General features: G+C 55.4%; 18 protein-coding genes. All 18 read left to right on the forward strand.

Annotated features, from left to right (window positions below):
• Positions 1-2296 (forward strand): glycosyl hydrolase family 65 protein (locus WCO56_04150; protein ID MEI7728734.1); only part of this gene is annotated, 2296 nt, incomplete at its 5' end.
• A gap of 196 nt (positions 2297-2492) precedes the next feature.
• Positions 2493-2906 (forward strand): hypothetical protein, encoded by a 414-nt coding sequence (locus WCO56_04155; GenBank protein MEI7728735.1) that lies wholly within the window; start codon positions 2493-2495, stop codon positions 2904-2906.
• Positions 2907-3012: 106 nt separating this feature from the next.
• A complete protein-coding gene (locus WCO56_04160) occupies positions 3013-4224 on the forward strand; it encodes a PRC-barrel domain-containing protein (GenBank protein ID MEI7728736.1) in 1212 nt (403 codons plus the stop codon).
• 95 nt (positions 4225-4319) lie between these two features.
• Positions 4320-6272, forward strand: coding sequence for a molecular chaperone DnaK (gene dnaK, locus WCO56_04165; GenBank protein ID MEI7728737.1), 1953 nt, complete (start codon positions 4320-4322; stop codon positions 6270-6272).
• 85 nt (positions 6273-6357) lie between these two features.
• The gene (locus WCO56_04170) at positions 6358-6870 is read left to right on the forward strand and encodes a DUF6567 family protein (protein MEI7728738.1); all 513 of its coding nucleotides are present in this window, start codon (positions 6358-6360) and stop codon (positions 6868-6870) included.
• A 253-nt stretch (positions 6871-7123) separates the two neighbouring features.
• Positions 7124-7900: a PRC-barrel domain-containing protein gene (locus WCO56_04175; protein MEI7728739.1), complete on the forward strand. Its 777-nt coding sequence runs from the start codon at positions 7124-7126 to the stop codon at positions 7898-7900.
• 136 nt (positions 7901-8036) lie between these two features.
• Positions 8037-11429, forward strand: a complete 3393-nt coding sequence (locus WCO56_04180) for a PAS domain S-box protein (protein MEI7728740.1) — start codon at positions 8037-8039, stop codon at positions 11427-11429.
• A complete protein-coding gene (locus WCO56_04185) occupies positions 11426-13027 on the forward strand; it encodes a response regulator (GenBank protein ID MEI7728741.1) in 1602 nt (533 codons plus the stop codon). The genes WCO56_04180 and WCO56_04185 overlap by 4 nt, the downstream gene beginning before the upstream one ends.
• Before the next feature lie 173 nt (positions 13028-13200).
• The gene (locus WCO56_04190) at positions 13201-15570 is read left to right on the forward strand and encodes an MASE1 domain-containing protein (protein MEI7728742.1); all 2370 of its coding nucleotides are present in this window, start codon (positions 13201-13203) and stop codon (positions 15568-15570) included.
• Positions 15571-15747: 177 nt separating this feature from the next.
• Entirely contained in the window at positions 15748-16005 is a 258-nt protein-coding gene (locus WCO56_04195; GenBank protein MEI7728743.1) for a DUF2934 domain-containing protein, read from the forward strand.
• 39 nt (positions 16006-16044) lie between these two features.
• A complete protein-coding gene (locus WCO56_04200; protein MEI7728744.1) occupies positions 16045-16263 on the forward strand; it encodes a hypothetical protein in 219 nt (72 codons plus the stop codon).
• A gap of 10 nt (positions 16264-16273) precedes the next feature.
• Positions 16274-16720, forward strand: coding sequence for a hypothetical protein (locus tag WCO56_04205; GenBank protein ID MEI7728745.1), 447 nt, complete (start codon positions 16274-16276; stop codon positions 16718-16720).
• Positions 16721-16799: 79 nt separating this feature from the next.
• On the forward strand, positions 16800-17333 hold the full coding sequence (locus tag WCO56_04210) for a low affinity iron permease family protein (protein ID MEI7728746.1): 534 nt from the start codon (positions 16800-16802) through the stop codon (positions 17331-17333).
• A 231-nt stretch (positions 17334-17564) separates the two neighbouring features.
• Complete coding sequence (locus WCO56_04215) at positions 17565-18344, forward strand: PRC-barrel domain-containing protein (protein MEI7728747.1); 780 nt, start codon at positions 17565-17567, stop codon at positions 18342-18344.
• 176 nt (positions 18345-18520) lie between these two features.
• Positions 18521-18964, forward strand: coding sequence for a general stress protein (locus WCO56_04220; GenBank protein MEI7728748.1), 444 nt, complete (start codon positions 18521-18523; stop codon positions 18962-18964).
• Positions 18961-20043, forward strand: coding sequence for a class I fructose-bisphosphate aldolase (locus WCO56_04225; protein ID MEI7728749.1), 1083 nt, complete (start codon positions 18961-18963; stop codon positions 20041-20043). Before WCO56_04220 ends, WCO56_04225 begins: the two co-directional genes overlap by 4 nt.
• 80 nt (positions 20044-20123) lie before the next feature.
• Positions 20124-20255, forward strand: coding sequence for a hypothetical protein (locus WCO56_04230; GenBank protein ID MEI7728750.1), 132 nt, complete (start codon positions 20124-20126; stop codon positions 20253-20255).
• 191 nt (positions 20256-20446) lie between these two features.
• Complete coding sequence (locus WCO56_04235; GenBank protein ID MEI7728751.1) at positions 20447-21103, forward strand: BON domain-containing protein; 657 nt, start codon at positions 20447-20449, stop codon at positions 21101-21103.
• Positions 21104-21106: the final 3 nt, after the last annotated feature.

The following is a 21106-nucleotide window of genomic DNA, read 5'->3' on the forward strand; positions in this document are numbered from 1 at the left end:
GGCCAATCCGTATTTCGGCACCGTCGTTTCGGAGAGCGGCGGCGCCTACACTTGGGTCGAGAACAGCCACGAGTTTCGGCTGACGCCTTGGAACAACGACCCGGTTACGGACGCCACCGGGGAGGCCTTTTACATCCGGGACGAGCAGACGGGACAGTTCTGGTCGCCCACCCCGCTGCCCGCGCGCGGCGCGACGCCCTACGTCATCCGCCACGGTTTTGGCTATTCCGTGTTCGAGCACACCGAGAACGGCATTGCCTCCGAATTGACCGTGTATGTGGCCCTGGATGCGCCGGTGAAGTTTGCGGTTTTGAAACTGCGCAATCTCTCCCGTCAGCCCCGCCAGCTTTCCGTCACCGGCTATTGGGAATGGGTGTTGGGAGATCTGCGCTCCAAAAGCCTGTTGCACCTGCAAACCGAAATGGACCCCAAAACCGGGGCGCTCCTGGCGCGTAATCCTTACAACTCTGAGTTTGCCGAACGAATTGCGTTCATTGATGTCAACGACGCCAACCGCACCTTCACGGGAGACCGCAAGGAGTTTCTCGGCCGCAACGGCAGCCTGTCCCATCCGGCGGCGCTCAAGCGCGTGCGGCTTTCCGGAAAAATCGGGGCCGGGTTGGATTCCTGCGGCGCGGTGCAGGTCACTTGCGAAGTGCCGGACGGGCAGGAGCGCGAGATTATCTTCCGCCTCGGCGTCGGGCGGAGCGCTGCGGAAGTGCAAACCTTAATTCGTCGTTTTCGCGGTGCTGACGCCAGCCATCTGGCGCTCGAAGGCGTCTGGCAGTATTGGAAGCAGACCCTCGGCGCGGTGCAGGTTGAAACTCCCGATCCGGCGGTGAATGTGTTGGCCAATGGCTGGCTCTTGTATCAGACTTTGAGTTGCCGGTTGTGGGGGCGGACCGGGTTTTATCAATCTGGCGGGGCATACGGGTTTCGCGATCAATTGCAGGACGTGATGGCGCTGGTGCATGCCGCGCCGGCCCTTACACGTGAGCATCTGGTGCGCGCGGCCGCCCATCAATTCCGCGAGGGGGATGTCCAGCATTGGTGGCATCCGCCAACGGGGCGCGGTGTGCGCACCCATTTCTCGGACGACTATTTGTGGCTGCCTTACGCCACCTGCCGTTACGTCGGGTGCGTGGCGGACACCGGCGTGCTTGACGAGGCGATTCCCTTTCTCGAAGCCCGGACGGTCAAGCCGGAGGAGGACGCCTACTATGATTTGCCGAACCGCTCGGAGGATTCGGCGACGCTTTACCAGCATTGCGTGCGCGCGATTGAGCGCGGGTTGAGCTTCGGTGCGCACGGCTTGCCACTGATCGGCTGCGGGGATTGGAATGATGGCATGAACATGGTGGGTAAGGATGGACGCGGCGAAAGTGTCTGGCTGGCTTTCTTCCTCTACGATGTGCTGACGCAGTTTGAGGTGCTGGCGCGTGGCCACCACGATCCGGTCTTCGCCGAACGCTGTCTTGTGCAAGCCAGCCAACTGCGGCAAAACATCGAACAACATGCCTGGGACGGCCAGTGGTATCTGCGGGCCTGGTTCGATAACGGCGAACCGCTCGGTTCGCGGACCAATTCGGAGTGCCAGATTGATTCCGTGCCGCAAACGTGGTCGGTCCTCAGCGGAGCCGGGGATCCGCAGCGCTCACGGCAGGGCATGCAGTCGGTGCAGGAGCGACTCATTCATCGCGAGGCTGGCCTGATTCAAGTGCTGGATCCGCCGTTCGATCATTCCCACCTTAACCCGGGTTATATCAAAGGCTACATTCCGGGTGTTCGCGAGAATGGCGGCCAATACACCCATGCCGCGATCTGGACGGCCATGGCCTTCGCACAATTGGGAGAAAATGAAAAGGCCTGGGAGCTATTCGCGCTGCTGAATCCCATCCACCATGGCACCACGCCGGCGCAAATCGCCACCTACAAGGTGGAGCCGTACGTCGTCGCGGCGGACGTTTACGCCGTCGAGCCGCATCAAGGCCGCGGTGGCTGGACCTGGTACACCGGGTCCGCCGGTTGGATGTATCGGCTGCTCCTGGAAACGCTGTTGGGCTTGAACCTGGAGGGAGAGCAATTGCGGTTGACCCCGCGTCTGCCGAAGGCTTGGCCCGCCTTCAAGATTCACTACCGCTATCGGCAAACGTCGTACCATATTACCGTCACCCGGCAACTCGGGGATCAGCCCACTACCGATCAACTTTCCCTCGACGGACAGGTGCTAACGGGGAATACGATTCCTTTGCGGGACGACCGCAGCGAACATCTGGTTGTGTTCAAAGTCCAATGACCATCGCTGATGCTGGCAGCAGACTTCGGCAGGGCCCCGCACTCATCTCTCTGGCCAAACTCAAGTAGGGTTACACCCCATAGCAAAGACCTGCCGGAAGGCCTATTGTAAAAGGTTCAAACGTATGAAATCGAACAAACACTTTCAGGGTTAGAATGCGTTGAAGGACGCGCTCTGAAGTGGGGAAGATAATTTTATGAATCGAACAAAGTACTCAAAAATCGGATTGGTATCAGGCGTTGTGCTCTTGGGAACCCTGACCGGATGCATCGGCTACGTGGATGGAACACGCGCCAGGCGTGTGTATGTACAGCCCCCATCGGTTCAGGTGGAGACCGGGGTCATGGTGCAGGATGACTATGTGTATTATCCTGGTTACGAGGTGTATTACAGCAGCAACCGGCGTCAATACGTATATTTGGAAGGTAATGCGTGGGTATGGCGACCCGCGCCACCGCGGGTCTCGGTGGACGTGCTGTTTGCCTCGCCGTCGATCCGGCTTGGCTTCCACGACTCCCCGGCACTTCATCACACAACGGTGGTCCGGCAGTACCCGAGGCATTGGGCACCACCGGGATCGGGCCGTGGTCACAAGGGTGGCCGCGATTAAAACCACGTTCAAAATCGAAGGTAGGGTTACACCCTATTGTGCGGCGACTGCCCAGGGCGTAGTGTGGATATATTAGGTAATACAAAATTTTTAATTTTCTAAAAACATGAAGAATAATGTAAAAAGCAGTAAACTGGCTAAAACTTTAAAGGAAATGGGATGGCTGATCGCCTGCGGCGCCTTGGGGTTTAATGCACTCGCCGCAGAACCACCTTCCCATGAACAATTTCGCGCAAAGCAACGATCGGTATTCATCATTGACATGCCGGTCAAGGATTCGCAAAACCAAAAACTGGGGCGGATCACGGATCTCGCCCTGGACTTGGAACAGGGACGCTTGGTGGAGGTGCTCGTCACCTCAGGCGGCTTTCTGGGTTTTGGCCAAAGGACTGTCGCCGTGCCACCCGGAGCATTTACGCGCGACGCAGCAGGTAATGGATTCCACCTGAACGTGGACCGGGAGATGTACCAGGCCGCGCCAGATTTCAAAATATCAAAGTGGGCCGAGGAATGCCAGAGTTTGCCCGTGGCGAAAAATTATCGTTTCTTCGGTCAGGAACCATATTTCGCCGCCGACGGCGCGAATACCAAGTCTGGCAACACGGACACCGAGCCGTTAGGCTATGTCCAAAGCGCCAGCAAACTACTGCACTTCCCCGTCAGAAACCTGCAAAACGAGCCGCTTGGGGTCATCGACACCTTCCAGTGCGACCTGACGAGTGGCCGGGTCTTCCACCTGATCGTCCTATCGGCCGGATTTCCCCAAACCAGGAGCGTCATTCCGGCGAGTGCGCTACGCTTCAATGCCGCTCACGACGCGCTGCAACTGGATATGACTCTGCAGGCGTTCAAAAACGAGCCGCGGTTCAAGTGGACCGATCGTGACAGTGGGGACTTCCGGCAGGAAACTTACTCCAATGCGAAAGTGGCGGCTAATGATGGGGTTAATACGCGACAAAATGTTCATGAAGGGACCGTTAACAGCTATATTCCGCTCGGGCAGGGTGCCAGTTTTGCCGATGTGGACATCACCTACCGGATTTATGCGGCTATGCGGGCCGACGTCAGCCTGTCACAAAACGCCCAGAACGTGGAGGTCGGCACCCTCAACCGCCGAATTACCCTGCGCGGACATGTCAACACAGCCGCGGGGAAACGGGTCATCGGCGAAATCGCAGGCAAGATTGGGCGACCGGAGAACGTGAGTAACCTGCTGGAAGTGAGGCTGGATCCAGGCACGATTAACTTGGCTGACCAAGAGGCCAGTCAGAATCGAGATGCTTCATTCTTAAAGAAGAAATACATCGGCGACAAATAACACCCTCACAGAGAAGAGTGAACGCGAGCGTGCAAGGTGCGCCTGTTTAATAATTTTATCGGAATAACCAAAACGAAACAACCAACCAAAAATATATGGCAAAAGTACTCGGCATTGATTTAGGAACAACCAACTCCTGCATGGCGGTCATTGAAGGCGGCGAGCCGGCGGTGATCGAAAACTCGGAAGGCAAACGCACGACGCCTTCGGTGGTGGCATTCACCAAAACCGGTGATCGGCTCGTGGGAGAGGCCGCCAAACGGCAGGCCGTGACCAACTCCCGCAACACGATCTATTCGATCAAGCGGTTTATGGGGCGCAAATTCGACGAAGTGCAGGAAGAAATCAAACGTGTCCCCTATAAAGTCGTCCGAGCCGCCAACGGTGACGCCGCCGTGGAAGTGGAAGTGGACGGCAAGCCCAAGCAATTCACCCCGCCGGAAATTTCGGCCATGATTCTCGCAAAACTCAAAACAGATGCCGAAACGCGGCTGGGGGAAAAGATCACCCAAGCGGTGATCACCACCCCGGCCTATTTCAATGACGCGCAACGGCAAGCCACGAAGGATGCCGGACGGATTGCGGGGCTCGAAGTGCTCCGCATTATCAACGAGCCCACCGCCGCCTCCCTGGCTTATGGTCTGGAAAAAAAGAAAGATGAAAAAATCGCCGTTTACGACCTCGGCGGCGGCACCTTCGATATTTCGGTGCTGGAACTTGGCGACGGCGTGTTCCAAGTCAAAGCGACGAACGGTGATACGCACCTTGGCGGGGACGACTGGGATAATCGCCTCATGGATTGGATGCTAGACGAGTTCAAACGGGATCAAGGGATGGATTTGCGCAAGCATCCGGATGCCTTGCAACGCATCAAGGAAGAGGCGGAAAAAGCCAAGATCGCCCTCTCCAGCGCGCTGCAATACGATATTAACCTGCCGTTCATCACCGCCGACGCCAGTGGTCCCAAGCATCTCAGCCTGAAACTCACGCGCGCCAAGATGGAGCAGCTCTGTGAGGCGTTGTTTGAGCGCACGATCGCGCCAGTGAAAGCGTGTTTAAAGGACGCTGACATCGCGGCCGCGAAAATTGATGAATTAGTGTTGGTCGGGGGCATGACCCGGATGCCACGGGTGGTCGAAACGGCGCATACGCTGGTCAATAAGCCGCCGCATCAGGGCGTCAACCCGGATGAGGTTGTGGCGGTGGGCGCCGCGATCCAGGCGGGCGTGCTCAAAGGCGAGGTCAAGGACGTGGTGTTACTCGATGTGACGCCGCTGTCGCTTGGCATTGAAACACTGGGCGGGATATTCACCAAGCTGATTGAGCGCAATACTACCATCCCGTGCCGCAAGTCCCAAACCTTCTCCACCGCCGCGGACAACCAGTCCGGTGTGGAAATTCATGTTTTGCAGGGTGAACGCCAGTTTGCGCGCGACAGCAAGACCATTGGCAAATTCAAACTCGAGGACATTCCGCCCGCCCCGCGAGGCGTACCGCAAATCGAAGTCGGGTTTGACATTGATGCCAATGGCATTCTGCATGTCGGCGCCAAAGACTTGGGAACCGGCAAGGAGCAGAAGATCACCATTACGGCCAGCAGCGGTCTCTCCAAGGCGGAGATCGAAAAGATGCGCCAGGATGGGGAACTCCATGCTGAAGAAGACCGGAAGCGGAAGGAAGAACTTGAAGCGCGCAATGAGGCTGAAAACGCCGTGTATCGCACGGAAAAACTGTTGAAGGATAATCAGGCTAAAATTTCCGATGCCAACCGGAACAAAATCGAAGCCGCCCTGAACGAGGTGAAGGAAGCCCTCAAGGGCAGCGACGCTGCCGCCCTCAAGACGGTCAGTGAAAAGCTGAACGAAACCTGGCAGGCGGTTTCGACGGAGCTGTATCAGGCCGCTTCAGAAAAGGCCCACGCGAGCCAGGGCCCGACCGGCAGCCAACCTGGACCGCAGCCGGAAACGAGCGGCGCACCGGAAGGTGGCAAGAAAGCGGATGGCCCGATCATTGATGCGGAAGTGGTGGATGACAAGAAAGCGGCGTAAGGGGATGGGATTACCTACCGCATAACCGGCGGATATTTCCGGCGCGCACAATCATGCGCGCCGGATTCAATAGACTTGTTTGACAATGAAAAATAATCGACATGCGGGTTCAGAGGCGCGGCTGGTTGCTCCAGAGCACGATTGGGCTCGCATTCAAAAGCACCTGGCGCTTGTCGCGCTCCTGGCAGTCGCTGCGCTGGCCAGCGGTTGTGCCGCAGTGGCTGCGTTGCCCGTGGCGTCGCTGATCGGGTCACCCAATGCGTCGTCCCTGGAGATTCACACTCAGACCGACATCCGGTTGCAAGCGGCGAATTTCGTGGTGACCAAAACCAACGTAATCGGAGAAAGCAAAGGGTTTTCGCTGCTTGGTATTCTGACGATTGTCCCTGCAAAATTTACTACCGCGATGAACCGGCTTTACACGCAGGCCGAAATGCAACCGGGGAGGGCGCAGACGCTGGCGAACCTGATCTTGGAAAAAAACAGTGCGTATTACATTCTATTTTCCTTTCCGCGAACCGTGGTCCGTGCCGACGTTATCGAGTTTATTCCGGCAAACACCACGAATCCCCCTTCACAGCCGCAGTTGACTGAGTAGTCAAAGGGTAAATTGAGAGGAATCATGCTTCCGGGTTGTGGGTGTGACGGAGAAAAACTTTAGTCGGAAGATCCGGCGAAACGTAGCGGTAGTGCCGTCGTCTTTGTCAAAACTCCAGGTTACATCTTTGCGTGTGCCTATCCGCTGCACGTCAAATGGGGTCAACACCCCATAGCGATCAGATGGCCTCGGCGCGTATTATATGGGTATTGGGATCAGAAGACTTTTTCCCAGAGGGGAAACTCGGGGACACATGGAATCAGAGGTGTCGTTGTCTGGTTTCGATGGCAGCTCGCGCAATAAACAAAAGGAATTAATTATGTTACAAAGTATCAAGCAGTTATACGGTGTCAAACTCGGTGCGACCGATGGTGAAATTGGCCACATCAAGGATTGCTATTTTGACGATCAAACCTGGGCGGTTCGGTATGTGGTCGCGGACACGGGTTCCTGGTTATTAGGGCGACAAGTGCTTCTCTCGCCCTATGCCTTCGGCAAGTTTTATCAGGCGGGGAAACTTCTGTTGGCGAACCTGACCCGGAAACAGATTGAGAATAGCCCTTCCATTGAGTCGCATAAACCGGTGTCGCGACAGTACGAAGAAGAATATTATCGGTATTACAGTTGGCCCTATTACTGGGAAGGTACCGGGCTGTGGGGCACAAGCGGATATCCGATGTTGGAGGTGGCACCTCCGCTAGCGGCCGCACCGGATGGCGAAACCAGCCCGCAACCCGAACGCGCCGATGCGCATTTACGCAGCACGCAAGCGGTGAACGGCTACCGCCTGGAAGCAACAGATGGGCCAGTCGGTCATGTGTGTGACTTTATGATGGACGACCAGAACTGGGCGATACGTCAACTCGTCATCAAAACCGGGCACCGACTTTCTGGAAAAGAGGTGCTGATCACGACCAAAAACGTGACCCGGATCAGCTATGAAGAATCCACCGTGTTTGTAAGTTCAACTGCGGCGGAGGTTGAGCAAAGTCCTGAACACCATTTAGTTCCAGTCGGTGTGACCAGTTGACGTCGTCGGAAAAAATCCACCACAAATACACATAAACAAATTCGCAGTACGCTGCAGATTCACCACGATCTCTCGTTCCACCAGGGGGGCATGATGAATGCGATGCAAGTCAAATACAGAATACGGCGGAATAGATATGAAACAAAAAGCCATTCTTGATGGGGCTCCCGGTGCCGTGGGGAACGTTACCGAAGTCCGGCGCGAAGAGGTACTGCTCGAGGCAGGGGCCCTACAGAGCGCCATCTTCAACAGCGCCAATTTTTCGAGTATTGCCACGGACGCCAAGGGTGTCATCCAGATCTTCAACGTCGGCGCGGAACGCATGCTTGGCTACGCCGCCGCTGACGTGATGAACCAGATCACCCCGGCCGACATTTCCGACACGCAGGAAGTGATCGCACGCGCCAAAGCCCTAAGTGTCGAACTGGGAACCTCGATTACGCCGGGCTTCGAGGCCTTGGTGTTCAAGGCCTCTCGCGGCATCGAGGACATCTACGAACTGACCTACATCCGCAAAGATGGCAGCCGCTTCCCGGCCGTGGTCTCGGTCACCGCGTTGCGCGACGCTCAAGGTGGAATCATCGGCTACCTGCTGATCGGCACCGACAACACCGCTCGCAAGCAGGCGGAAGCAGCGCTGCTCAAGGCTGGAGCCCTGCAGAGTGCAATTTTCAACAGCGCCAATTTCTCAAGTATCGCCACGGACGCCAAGGGTGTCATCCAGATTTTCAATGTCGGCGCGGAACGCATGCTTGGCTACGCGGCCGCTGACGTGATGAACAAGATCACCCCGGCCGACATTTCCGATCCGCAGGAAGTGATTGCGCGCGCCAAAGCGCTAAGCGTCGAACTGGGAACCCCGATTACGCCGGGCTTCGAGGCCTTGGTGTTCAAAGCTTCTCGCGGCATCGAGGACATCTACGAGCTGACCTACATCCGTAAAGATGGGAGCCGCTTCCCGGCCGTGGTCTCGGTTACCGCGCTGCGCGATGCTGAAAACGCGATCATTGGCTATCTCCTGATCGGCACCGACAACACTGCGCGCAAGCAGGCGGAAGCAGCGCTACTCAAGGCTGGAGCCCTGCAGAGCGCGATCTTCAACAGCGCCAATTTTTCGAGTATTGCCACGGACGCCAAGGGTGTCATCCAGATCTTCAACGTCGGCGCGGAACGCATGCTTGGCTACGCCGCCGCTGACGTGATGAACCAGATCACCCCGGCCGACATTTCCGACACGCAGGAAGTGATCGCACGCGCCAAAGCCCTAAGTGTCGAACTGGGAACCTCGATTACGCCGGGCTTCGAGGCCTTGGTGTTCAAGGCCTCTCGCGGCATCGAGGACATCTACGAACTGACCTACATCCGCAAAGATGGCAGCCGCTTCCCGGCCGTGGTCTCGGTCACCGCGTTGCGCGACGCTCAAGGTGGAATCATCGGCTACCTGCTGATCGGCACCGACAACACCGCTCGCAAGCAGGCGGAAGCAGCGCTGCTCAAGGCTGGAGCCCTGCAGAGTGCAATTTTCAACAGCGCCAATTTCTCAAGTATCGCCACGGACGCCAAGGGTGTCATCCAGATTTTCAATGTCGGCGCGGAACGCATGCTTGGCTACGCGGCCGCTGACGTGATGAACAAGATCACCCCGGCCGACATTTCCGATCCGCAGGAAGTGATTGCGCGCGCCAAAGCGCTAAGCGTCGAACTGGGAACCCCGATTACGCCGGGCTTCGAGGCCTTGGTGTTCAAAGCTTCTCGCGGCATCGAGGACATCTACGAGCTGACCTACATCCGTAAAGATGGGAGCCGCTTCCCGGCCGTGGTCTCGGTTACCGCGCTGCGCGATGCTGAAAACGCGATCATTGGCTATCTCCTGATCGGCACCGACAACACTGCGCGCAAGCAGATCGAGGCCGATCAAAAGCAGCTCGCTCAGCGCCTGCGCGACCATCAATTTTACACACGCTCCCTGTTTGAATCAAACATTGACGCATTAATGACCACTGATCCGTCCGGGATCATCACCGACGTCAATAAGCAGATGGAGGCACTCACCGGCTGCACCCGCGATGAACTGATCGGCGCGCCGTTCAAAAACTACTTCACTGATCCGGAGCGGGCGGAGACGAGCATCAAATTGGTTCTGAGTGACAAAAAGGTTACCGACTACGAACTCACCGCGCGTGCCCGGGATGGTAAGGAAACCGTGGTATCCTTCAACGCAACCACCTTCTACGATCGTGACCGGAGGCTGCAGGGTGTGTTCGCCGCTGCGCGCGATGTTACGGAGCGCAAACGCCTGGACCATGTGCTCCAGGAAAAGAACGTCGAACTGGAGAACTCCAAATTTACGGCGGAGAAAGCCAATCTTGCAAAATCGGATTTCCTTTCCAGCATGAGCCATGAACTGCGCAGCCCGCTCAATGCGATTCTCGGCTTCGCCCAACTGATGGAGTCGGCCTCCCCGTTGCCGACGGCTGCCCAGGCGGAAAACATTGCCCAAATTCTCAAAGCGGGCTGGCATTTGCTAAAGTTGATCAACGAAGTGCTCGATCTCGCGGTCGTCGAATCCGGAAAAGTGTCGCTTTCTACGGAGCCGGTGTCGTTGGGCGAGGTCATCTCCGAATGCCAGGCCATGATGGAGCCACAGGCGCAACAGCGTGGCATCTGCACGAACTTTCCCAGATTCGACACCCCCATCTTCGTCAAGGCCGATCGGACTCGCTTGAAGCAGATTCTCATCAACTTGCTTTCCAACGCGATCAAATATAACAAGGAGCAAGGAACCGTGGTCGTAAACTGCACGCTGAGCACCGCAGAACGCATTCGCATCAGCGTCGCAGACACTGGCGAGGGTTTGGCACCGGAAAAATTGGCACAACTATTCCAGCCGTTTAATCGCCTCGGCCAGGAAGCCAGCAGTGTGGCCGGCACTGGCATTGGTCTGGTGGTGTCAAAACGATTGGCGGAACTGATGGAGGGTGTTCTCGGCGTGGAAAGCAGCGTCGGGGTGGGCAGTGTTTTCTGGATCGAACTGCCATTGACTTCAGTACCAAAACTTGAGGTTGCAAGCGCTGATTTCATGATCGTTGACCAGGTGCCATCGCCAATCGGCACACGGCAGCGTTCCTTGCTCTATGTCGAGGATAATCCGGCAAACATGAAGCTGATCGAACAACTCATCGCGCGATATCCGAACATTCGGCTGCTAGCCGCGGCAAATGCAACGCTCGGCATCGAGATGGCACGTGCCTCTCAGCCGCAGGTAATCCTGATGGACATCAACCTGCCGGGCATAAGCGGGGTCGAAGCGCTCAAAATTCTGCGCAAAGACCCGCTGACGGCGCACATCCCTATCATTGCCCTCAGTGCCAATGCGATGCCCCGCGACATCGAAAGGGGGCTAAAGTTAGGCTTTTTCCGCTACCTCACCAAACCCATCAAGGTTAACGAGTTTATGGGGACGCTGAATGAGGCGATGGAGTTCTCGGAAAAACACCGAAAAACCCATAATGGAGGATCCCTGCCATGATCAGTTCATCCGACATCCTGCAAGCCAGTATTCTGATTGTTGATGATCAGGATGCCAATGTGGTACTGTTGGAGCGAATACTGCGAGGCGCTGGCTACGTTTCCATTGAGACAACCAGTGATCCTCACGCGGTCTGCATCCTGCATCGCAAGAACCGCTACGCGCTGATCCTGCTCGATCTGCAGATGCCCGGCATGGATGGCTTTCAAGTCATGGAGGGACTGACCGCCATCGAAGCCAACGGCTATCTGCCAGTGCTGGTGATCACTGCGCAGCCGGATCACAAACTGCGTGCGCTCAAAGCCGGGGCAAAGGATTTCATCAGTAAACCGTTTGATCTCGCAGAGGTATTGCTGCGCGTGCGCAACCTGATCGAAGTTCGCCTGTTGCATCGGGAAGCGGAGGCACGGACGGAACAGGCGGAGCGGCAGTTTATCCAAGCACAAAAGATGGAAGTGATTGGCCACCTGGCCGCCGGCGTGGCTCACGATTTTAACAACATCCTGATGGTCATCCTGGGGCAAAATGAGATGATCACCGCGATGCTGGGTGCGGACCATCCGCTACTTAAAAAAACCGAGCAAATCCGACATGCGGCAGAACGCGCTGTTGGGTTGACCCGGCAACTGCTCATCTTCAGCCGCAAAGAAACGGTGCAACCGGTGGTGCTCGAACTCAATCTGGTGTTGAAAGATTTGGCGGAGATGTTGCGTCGGCTGATTGGCGAAAATATCGAATTGGTAATTATTCCAGGAAAACAAATTCACCGCGTCAAAGCCGATTCTGGCCATGTGGGGCAGGTGCTCATGAACCTGGCTGTCAATGCTCGTGATGCCATGCCTAACGGTGGCAAGCTCACGATCGCCACCGAAAATGCGACGCTGGATGAAAACTACACACGTATGCATCCGGGTGCAATTCCCGGCGATTACGTGATACTTAGTGTCAGCGACACTGGAACCGGCATGACCGAAGAAGTCAAAGCACGCCTGTTTGAAGCATTTTTTACCACGAAACCCAAGGGCACAGGTACTGGTTTGGGCCTGGCGATCTGCCAGACCATCGTTCAACAATCCGGTGGCCACATCAGTGTTCATAGTGAATGGGGCAAAGGCACAACCTTCAAGGTATATTTTCCGCACGGCAAGCAGACGCGGGAGGTCGCAACCAGAGCGAGCCTGACCGGGCCGCCGCCACGCGGAATGGAAACCTTGCTGTTTGTGGAAGATGATCCGTTCGTGAGGCATCTGGCCTGTGAGGTGTTGGAAGCACAAGGCTATTCCGTGTTACGCGCTGGTAACGGCCAGGAAGGATTGCATATGGTTCACGGCCACAAGGGATCACCGATCCGTTTGGTGGTCACCGACGTCATCATGCCACTGATGGGCGGAAAAGTGATGGTGGAGTGGCTGAAAACAATTTATCCCGGTCTGAAAATCCTCTTCACATCGGGATACACCGATCATGCAATTGCGCAACTGGATACACAGGAGCCGGGAGTTGCATTTCTGCCGAAACCTTACACTCCAGCCGACCTCGCCCGCAAAGTGCGCGCGATGCTGGATAATTCTCAAGCGCCCATCACGTCGTCCACATAGCCAACTCACGTCGCCATGGAAATCTCCGACGAGATAACGACACCCAAACTCTAACCATGGGAAAAGCGTTCACGCATCAGAAACTGACGACCTTCACGCGCGTGGTGGAATTCATGGCGTTATACTTCGTCGGGGGATTGATCGGCAAAGAGACCACGTTTCTTTCTGGGAGCATGGCCTTGGTCTGGCCGCCGGCGGGCATTGCGCTTGCCGCCATCCTACTGTTCGGATACCGGTTTTGGCCAGGCGTGGTTTTTGGTGCGGTGCTTTTGTCGTTCATGAACGGGCTACCGCTGGGAGTTTTCACGCTCGGAACGGTCATTGGCAATACGATCGGGGCAATCGCTTGTGCTTACCTGCTTAAGAAGTTCATCACCTTCGACAATGCCATGGAGCGCACTCAGGATGTGGTCGGTTACGTTGCCTTGGCATGTTTCCTGGGTTCGACGGTCAATGCGGTGTTCAATGTGGTGAGCCTGGCGTACAGCGGTGCGGTGGCGTGGGACGATTTATTTGGAAACACCCTGGAGTGGTGGGTGCCGAATGTGCTGGGCAGTTTGGTTGTGGCGCCATTGATCATCACGTGGGCAACGCCATCCACCACGCGCTGGAATGCCCGGCTGATAACCGAAGCCATCTTCTGCGGTGCTGGGTTGGTGGGCGGCACGTTGATCTCTTTCAATTCCTGGTATGTGTACGGGATTCAAAATTACCCGATGGCCTATCTGCCTTTTCCTTTTCTTGTCTGGAGCGCATTGCGGTTTGGTCAGCGTGGCGCAACCACGGGAACCTTGCTCGTGGCGGTGCTCGCCATCTATTCCTTGCTCCATGGGACCGGACCATTCGTTACGAATTCCGTTAAGGACAGCTTGATGCTCATGGGCAGCTACATAGGCATTCTGGCAATCACCAACATGCTGCTAGCCGCCGCTGCCGCGGCCCGACGCACCGCGGAGCGGGCGGTTTCGGAAAGCGAAAAACGCTTTCGTGCCGTGGTGGAAAACCAGACTGATTTGATTTGCCGCTTTAATCCCGATGGATGCCTCACGTTTGTCAATGACGTATTCTGCCAGTCCCATGGTAAAAACAGTGCTGAATTACTCGGCACAAATTTTTTTCAAACTCTTTCCGATCCGCATGCTGCCTTGGCGTTAAACTACATCAATTCATTGCCAGCGGATGAATCGGCCGTATCGTTCGACCTCAGCTCGCAGGTGATGGCTGGTCAGGTAGTATGGCAGCAATACCGGGTTAGGCGGCTGTTTCAAGAGCAAGGCGACACGCGCGAGTATCAAGCAGTGATTCAAGACATCACCAAGCGCAAACAACTTGAAAGCCAGTTGTTACAATCTCAGAAATTGGAAACGGTCGGCAGACTCGCGGGCGGGGTGGCGCACGAATTCAACAGTATCATGACAGCCATCATCGGCCAGAGTGAATTGCTCCTCAAGGATCTTCCTGCGGGAAGTCTCTGGTGCAACAACGCAACCGAAATCCGCAAGGCCGCTGAGCGCGCGGCGATTTTGACACGGCAGCTTCTGGCGTACGGACGCAAACAAATGCTGCAGCCTGAAATTCTCGACCTGAATACCGTCCTCGCCGGCATGGAAAGCACCCTGCGCCACTTAATGGGCCGCGGCACGGAAGTGAGCCTGGCACCCGCCGTTGGGCTTAAAGCAGTAAAGGCGGACGCTGGGCAGATTGAACAGGTGATCATTAACTTGGCCATCAACGCTGCCGATGCCATGCCCAAGGGTGGCGCACTCACTCTTGAAACTGCCAACGTCACGCTGAATGAGGAATATGTCAGCCACATTCCAGAATTGAAGGCGGGAGAATATGTGATGCTCGCCATCACTGATACCGGCACCGGCATGAGCGAGGACGTCAAAGCGCGTGTCTTCGAACCCTTTTTTACGACTAAGGGCGTTGGTCAGGGAGCGGGATTGGGATTGCCCACCTGTTACGGCATCATCAAGCAAAGTGGCGGCCATATCAGCATTCATAGCGAGCTTGGGCGGGGTACGACAGTCAAAATTTATATACCGCCTGTGGAACTACAAACGTCGCGTTCCGGTCAGCGTCTTGCGGTGCCTGATTTAACGCGTGGGACGGAAACCATTCTGCTGGTCTTGGATGATCTTGCCTTGCGTGAAATGGCGGCGGCAATGTTAAGCAGGCTGGGTTACACGGTTTTCGTGGCTGCCAATGGCACGGAAGCCTTAAGCTTAGAACGACTGGCTGACCTCGAGCGCATAGATTTATTGTTCACCGAGGTCCAGATGCCGCAAATGAGTGGCAAAGAATTGACTGAACGTGTGCTGGCGTTGCATCCACAGACCCGGATTCTTTTCACTTCCGGTGACACCGAAAATGCCCGTATCCAGCCAGGCTCACATATTAAAGGCGCGGGATTTCTACAAAAACCGTTCACGCCCTCCGCGCTGGCCCTCAAATTGCGGGAAATGCTGGGTGAATCGGATATGCTGAAATCGGATCCTGTGGTTACAACCTCCGGTAGCCATGGAGACTCGTTGGGGTGAACACCCCATAGCGGCTTGATAGCTTCAACGCCTATTATAGCCATTGGGATCAGAAGCCCGTTTTCCAATTGGAAAACTCAGCGATAACGAAATTCAAGGGCATGGTGGTTTGGTCGTGGTGGCGGCTCACGCCGTGAACAAGTTAAGCGGTTTGATATGACAAAGAATTCTATTATTATGAACAAAAGCGAAGACTCGAAGGAACAATACCAAAAATCGGTCAGTGCATCACCGCAAACTGCGGTTATGGACTTGAAACCAAGCGAAACATATTTTGTGCCATCGTCAGATGAAGTGGCCCGCAGGGCATATTTCTGCTATGTGAACGATGGCGCGCAGCCCGGGCACGATGTGCAGCATTGGTTGGCGGCCGAGTCGGAACTGATCGCAGAGCGCAACCGCACCCGGATTCACGGTTTTCACAACCGGACGTAAATGACATTCACACGCAGCCTAAACAGAAAGAATTTAAGTATGAAAACATCCATCGCTAGCAAAACGGAAACCTCACCAACTCCCGCGTTCCGCACCGGCATCCAAAAGCAGGCTGAGAACCTCAAGGCAGCCATCCCGAAGTCGAAATCACCAAAGCGGGATAACAATTTCTCGCAATCCCGTGACACGCGGGAAGATCGGGGCGCGCGCCAGATGAAGACAACGCACAACGCTCAAACGTTGCCACACCCGCACTGAATTTTGTTGCATGAAAACCAATCCATTAAAAGAAGGCATATTGACTGAAAATGCCATCGGCATCGGTACCGTGACCCGAAAGATGGTTCGGGAGCGGGCGGTTGAACTGGCAGTCATCAACGGTCGTTCCACGTTGGACGTGTCGAAATCCGATTGGGAACAGGCCAAAATGGAATTAACGGGTGATCCTGATACGGACTCGAACGAGACCGTCATTGAGTCGTTGCCCGAATCCGAGCGTTGGGACCCAGTACATGGTTCGACTGGCCGCAAAGTGCCAGCGGCATCCAGCGACGATGAGGATGATGAAGGCCGGAGCGATAATGAACGGCTAATCGAAAAAGGCATCGCTGGAGCGGAACATGACCAAATGCTCCAAGCCAACCGAAAAGGCATTGCCGAGGCGTCGCAAGATGTGGCGTTACACCCACCCAAGCGAATCTCCAACCGCCCATGATTTTGTCTCCGGCTTGGAACCGACTAAAGCCACCAATGGTTCAGGAGGGGGAGGTATGGACGAATTGAAACCGAGCGACATGCCAAATTTAAAACCGATGATGGGTGTGCGGCTACTGGGCGGATTTCAAAAATTCGCCCGGACAGTTACGCATTCCAGCGGTCATCCCATGGCGTTTACCGTCGCGGTCGCCACGATTTTGATTTGGGCGATGACTGAACCGTTGTTTGGCGATGGCAACACTTGGCTGCTCGCCATCAACACGGTCGCCACCATCGTCACCTTTTTGATGATCTTCCTGATTCGCAACGCTCAAAATCGGGAGAGTGAAGCGGTGCAATTAAAACTTGATGAATTGATTCGGGCCACGAAGTCGGCGCAAAACTCACTGCTGGACATTGAGGAGTTGTCGGTGGAAGAGCTGGACCGAATCAAGGCACGATTCGAGCGGCTTGCCCGAAAGGCGCGCGCAGAGTCCAGTCCTGGCGAGACCGATATTATTCTCCGGGAAGAGCGCCAGACCGCACGCGAAAACATCTCGCTCAAGCTGGGTGGGCGGTCTGGTGAGGGGGCAACGCAACGGAGCACGGTCGGCGCAGATTCAAAGGACTAACCCACCCGTAGCGGCAACAAGGTGACCCAACTCAAACTTGTGCCTTACGATCAAGAACTTGAGTCCCACCGTATTCACGGTAGGGTTACACCCCATAGCGAAGCCGGGCCCGCTAATGCATTGTGGAGTATCGGTTCCAGGGTTGTTCGCGGCGAAACCGGAATTTTACAAATGCGGTCCGCCGTCCGCCAACCGGAATATTGACTAAATCAAAAAACACAAACATCTATTATGCTAAGCACGGCGAAAATGCTAAAGGATTATAAATTGAACAGCCTCGATGGGGAGATCGGGAAGGTTGAAGAATTCTATTTTGATGACCGGCACTGGACCATTCGTTATCTGGTGGCCGATACCGGGAACTGGCTTACGGGCAGGCAGGTGTTGATATCTCCGTATGCGCTGGGCACCGTGAATCGCGAAGCGCAACACATCGCCATTGATTTAACGCAAAAGCAGATTGAAGAGGGTCCCTGCTTGAACAGCGACAAGCCCGTCTCGCGCCAATTTGAGGAGGCCTACCATGGGCATTACCGGTGGCCGATGTATTGGGGCGGGCCGTACGTGTGGGGGGCGAATCCCCACCTTGTGCGTGACCGGAAAAAATGGCGGAAAACAACCCCGGATGAGAAACCATGGGATCCCTATTTGCGCAGCACTGACGATGTGAATGGTCATCTCATCGAAGCCACCGATGGGGAGATCGGCCACGTGGAGGATTTTATCATTGATGACGAAACGTGGGCGATTCGGTATCTAATCATCAATACCCGCAACTGGTGGCCGGGAAAAAAGGTATTACTTTCACCGCAATGGATTGAGCATGTTAGTTGGAGCCAGTCCAAAGTCTTTGTCAATCTTTGCCGAGCGACCATCAAGCAGTCACCGGAATTCGTGGCCGAGACGTTGCTGACTCGGGATTATGAGGTCGGATTGCATCACCATTACAACCGCCAAGGATACTGGATTGATGAACGACCTGGTATGGCCAAAACCGTTTCCACCTCGTGACTGCACCCTTGAGCGGCTGCCGCAGATTGGGGACAAGGCGATTGAACACAAGCATTACTCTGCCTCAATTGAGGGGCTATCGAGTGGGGTGAACACCCCATAGTCAAGGGGTAGTCCATGGCTTAGGGTGTCATCTGCGGTAAAACCAAAAACGCAACGATGAAAGAAAAACTATTATGGCCAAGCACAATGCAGTCGAGGCGATTTACCAATCCCACGCTGAAGCCGAAGCTGCGGTCAAGGAATTGCAGCGCTCTGGTTTTGACATGAAGAAACTGTCGATTGTCGGACGCGACCAGCACACGGAAGAACACGTGGTCGGCTTCTACAATGCTGGGGATCGTATGAAATACTGGGGAAAACTGGGAGCCTTCGGCGGCGGGATGTGGGGGATGATGTTCGGGTCCGCCACCTTTTTGATTCCAGGTCTCGGTCCGTTGCTGGTGACGGGGCCACTCGCCGGCTGGATCACCATGGACCGTCTGCCCGAGACCGGCGACCAGGGCTTCTACCTGAAGCAGCAGCTCAATAACAAGCTCATCGAGTACAAGCAATACATCGACAAAAACGGCAAAGACCTGCCAGAAGTTCGCAGCTGGAAATGGAGCAACTCCAAATGAACACGCAACACCTCATCGACACCGCGAGGGCGCTGGTCGCCGGTGACAAGGGCCTGCTGGCGATGGATGAAAGTACTCCAACCTGTAATAAACGATTTGCCAAATTGAGGATTCCTCAGACCGAGGAAGCCCGGTGCGCCTATCGGGAGATGATTGTCACCACGCCCGGTCTCGGTGAGAGTATCAGTGGTGCGATCCTGTGCGATGAGACGATCCGCCAGCGGAGGAAGGATGGCACTTCTTTCGTCAAAATCCTCGCTGATGCAGGAATCATTCCCGGCATCAAGGTTGATACCGGCGCGAAGGCCATGGCCGGTCATCCCGGAGAGAAAATTACCGAAGGTTTGGCCGGATTGCGCGAACGCCTGAATGAATACTCGCAACTGGGCGCGTGCTTCGCCAAGTGGCGTGCGGTGCTTGCCGTGAGCGATGAAAATCCCAGCCGGAGTTGCATCGAGGCCAACGCGCAGGCGTTGGCTCGCTACGCTGCGTTGTGTCAGGAAGCCGGGCTGGTGCCAATTGTCGAACCCGAGGTGCTCATGGACGGTGGACATTCGCTGGAACGTTGTCGCAAAGTAACCGAGGAAGTCCTGCGAAACGTGTTCATTCAGCTTAATTGCCAGCGCGTGCTGCTGGAAGGCATGATCCTCAAGCCCAACATGGTGCTCGCAGGCTTAACCTGCCCCCAGCAGGCAGCGCTGGACGTGGTGGCCGATGCCTCGGTGAGGTGCCTGCTGCGAACCGTCCCGGCTGCCGTTCCGGGGATAGCGTTTTTGTCAGGAGGGCAATCCGCTGAACTGGCCTCGGCCCGTTTGAACGCCATGAATGTTCGATTCAAGTCGCGACTGCCGTGGGCGTTGGCGTTTTCGTTTGCCCGCGCCATCCAACAGCCGGCTTTGGAGATTTGGCAAGGCGAGAAGGCCCACGAGGCAGCGGCGCAGCAAGTGCTGGCTCATCGAGCCAGATGCAATCGGGCAGCGCGCCGTGGTGAATACTCTGCCGCCATGGAGGGGACATACGTTGGGGTGAGTTCGTCAATCATTTCACCTATGGATTTGTCAGCGATGGCGACTTCATGAAGGGCGTAACGGCCGAAGCCGCTTCGTAGGCGGACCACCTAAAACTCGGCAAGCTCAGTTATCTTTACGATGAGAACCGTATCACACTCGCAGCCTCGACACAGCTCAGCTCCACTGAAGACCACGCCCAGCGTTTCGCGGCGTATGGCTGGCACCCACGTCCATCGCGGAGGGCAATGACTTGGAGGCCATCAGTCGCGCCATCAGCATAGCCCGCCAGGAAACTGGATACCCCTCGCTGATCCTGGCACACACCCACCTTGGTTAGCAGGCACCGTTTTCGTCGAACGATGCCCTCAAAAATCCATGGTAGGGTTACACCCCATAGGCACAAACCGGTTGATGAACTAATGTGTCTCCTTGATGGCAATTGAATTGCCGTCAAAAACACAAAAAAATCAAAATGAAAACTAATGCGGAATTACAACAAGACGTTCAGGATGCCATCAAATGGCAACCGTTATTGAACGCAGCAGAAATTGGTGTGACTGCCAAAGATGGTATCGTTTCACTCACAGGTGTTGTTGACAACTACTCCAAAAAATCAGAAGCGGAAGACGCCGCTAAGAACGTAGCAGGAGTCACTGCCGTGGTCGAGAAAATTGAGGTAAGGTTTCCGAACACGTGGAGTAAAACCAACACTGAAATCGCCACAGAAGTGTTGACTGCTTTGAAGACGCGTTGGGACGTTCCTAACGACAAAATCAAAGTCAAGGTCGAAGCAGGATGGATTACCCTGACGGGTGAATTGAATTGGAATTACCAAAAGGACGCTGCTGAAGACGCGATCAAGTATCTGATGGGCGTTAAAGGGGTAACGAACGACATCACCATCAAATCAGAAACAAATAACGCCGTTGAAAAAGCGGCGATTGAAAGTGCGTTAAAACGCAACTGGTCAATAAACGAGAAGGATATTCGTGTGCAGGTATCCGGTCATAACGCAACCCTGACTGGCAAGGTTGCTTCATGGTATCAAAAGGACGAGGCTGGAAATATTGCCTGGGGTGCCCCTGGTGTTTGGACCGTGAATAATGAATTGGTTGTTGCATGTGCGTAACTA

This window comes from Verrucomicrobiota bacterium, assembly GCA_037139415.1.
Taxonomy (GTDB): domain Bacteria; phylum Verrucomicrobiota; class Verrucomicrobiia; order Limisphaerales; family Fontisphaeraceae; genus JBAXGN01.

Excerpts from the sequence above, each read along its gene's own strand:
- WCO56_04155 (MEI7728735.1), top strand. The coding sequence starts at position 2,493 with ATGAATCGAACAAAGTACTCAAAAATCGGATTGGTATCAGGCGTTGTG.
- WCO56_04160 (MEI7728736.1), top strand. The coding sequence starts at position 3,013 with ATGAAGAATAATGTAAAAAGCAGTAAACTGGCTAAAACTTTAAAGGAA.
- dnaK (MEI7728737.1), top strand. The coding sequence starts at position 4,320 with ATGGCAAAAGTACTCGGCATTGATTTAGGAACAACCAACTCCTGCATG.
- WCO56_04170 (MEI7728738.1), top strand. The coding sequence starts at position 6,358 with ATGAAAAATAATCGACATGCGGGTTCAGAGGCGCGGCTGGTTGCTCCA.
- WCO56_04175 (MEI7728739.1), top strand. The coding sequence starts at position 7,124 with ATGGAATCAGAGGTGTCGTTGTCTGGTTTCGATGGCAGCTCGCGCAAT.
- WCO56_04180 (MEI7728740.1), top strand. The coding sequence starts at position 8,037 with ATGAAACAAAAAGCCATTCTTGATGGGGCTCCCGGTGCCGTGGGGAAC.
- WCO56_04185 (MEI7728741.1), top strand. The coding sequence starts at position 11,426 with ATGATCAGTTCATCCGACATCCTGCAAGCCAGTATTCTGATTGTTGAT.
- WCO56_04190 (MEI7728742.1), top strand. The coding sequence starts at position 13,201 with ATGGCCTTGGTCTGGCCGCCGGCGGGCATTGCGCTTGCCGCCATCCTA.
- WCO56_04195 (MEI7728743.1), top strand. The coding sequence starts at position 15,748 with ATGAACAAAAGCGAAGACTCGAAGGAACAATACCAAAAATCGGTCAGT.
- WCO56_04200 (MEI7728744.1), top strand. The coding sequence starts at position 16,045 with ATGAAAACATCCATCGCTAGCAAAACGGAAACCTCACCAACTCCCGCG.
- WCO56_04205 (MEI7728745.1), top strand. The coding sequence starts at position 16,274 with ATGAAAACCAATCCATTAAAAGAAGGCATATTGACTGAAAATGCCATC.
- WCO56_04210 (MEI7728746.1), top strand. The coding sequence starts at position 16,800 with ATGCCAAATTTAAAACCGATGATGGGTGTGCGGCTACTGGGCGGATTT.
- WCO56_04215 (MEI7728747.1), top strand. The coding sequence starts at position 17,565 with ATGCTAAGCACGGCGAAAATGCTAAAGGATTATAAATTGAACAGCCTC.
- WCO56_04220 (MEI7728748.1), top strand. The coding sequence starts at position 18,521 with ATGGCCAAGCACAATGCAGTCGAGGCGATTTACCAATCCCACGCTGAA.
- WCO56_04225 (MEI7728749.1), top strand. The coding sequence starts at position 18,961 with ATGAACACGCAACACCTCATCGACACCGCGAGGGCGCTGGTCGCCGGT.
- WCO56_04235 (MEI7728751.1), top strand. The coding sequence starts at position 20,447 with ATGAAAACTAATGCGGAATTACAACAAGACGTTCAGGATGCCATCAAA.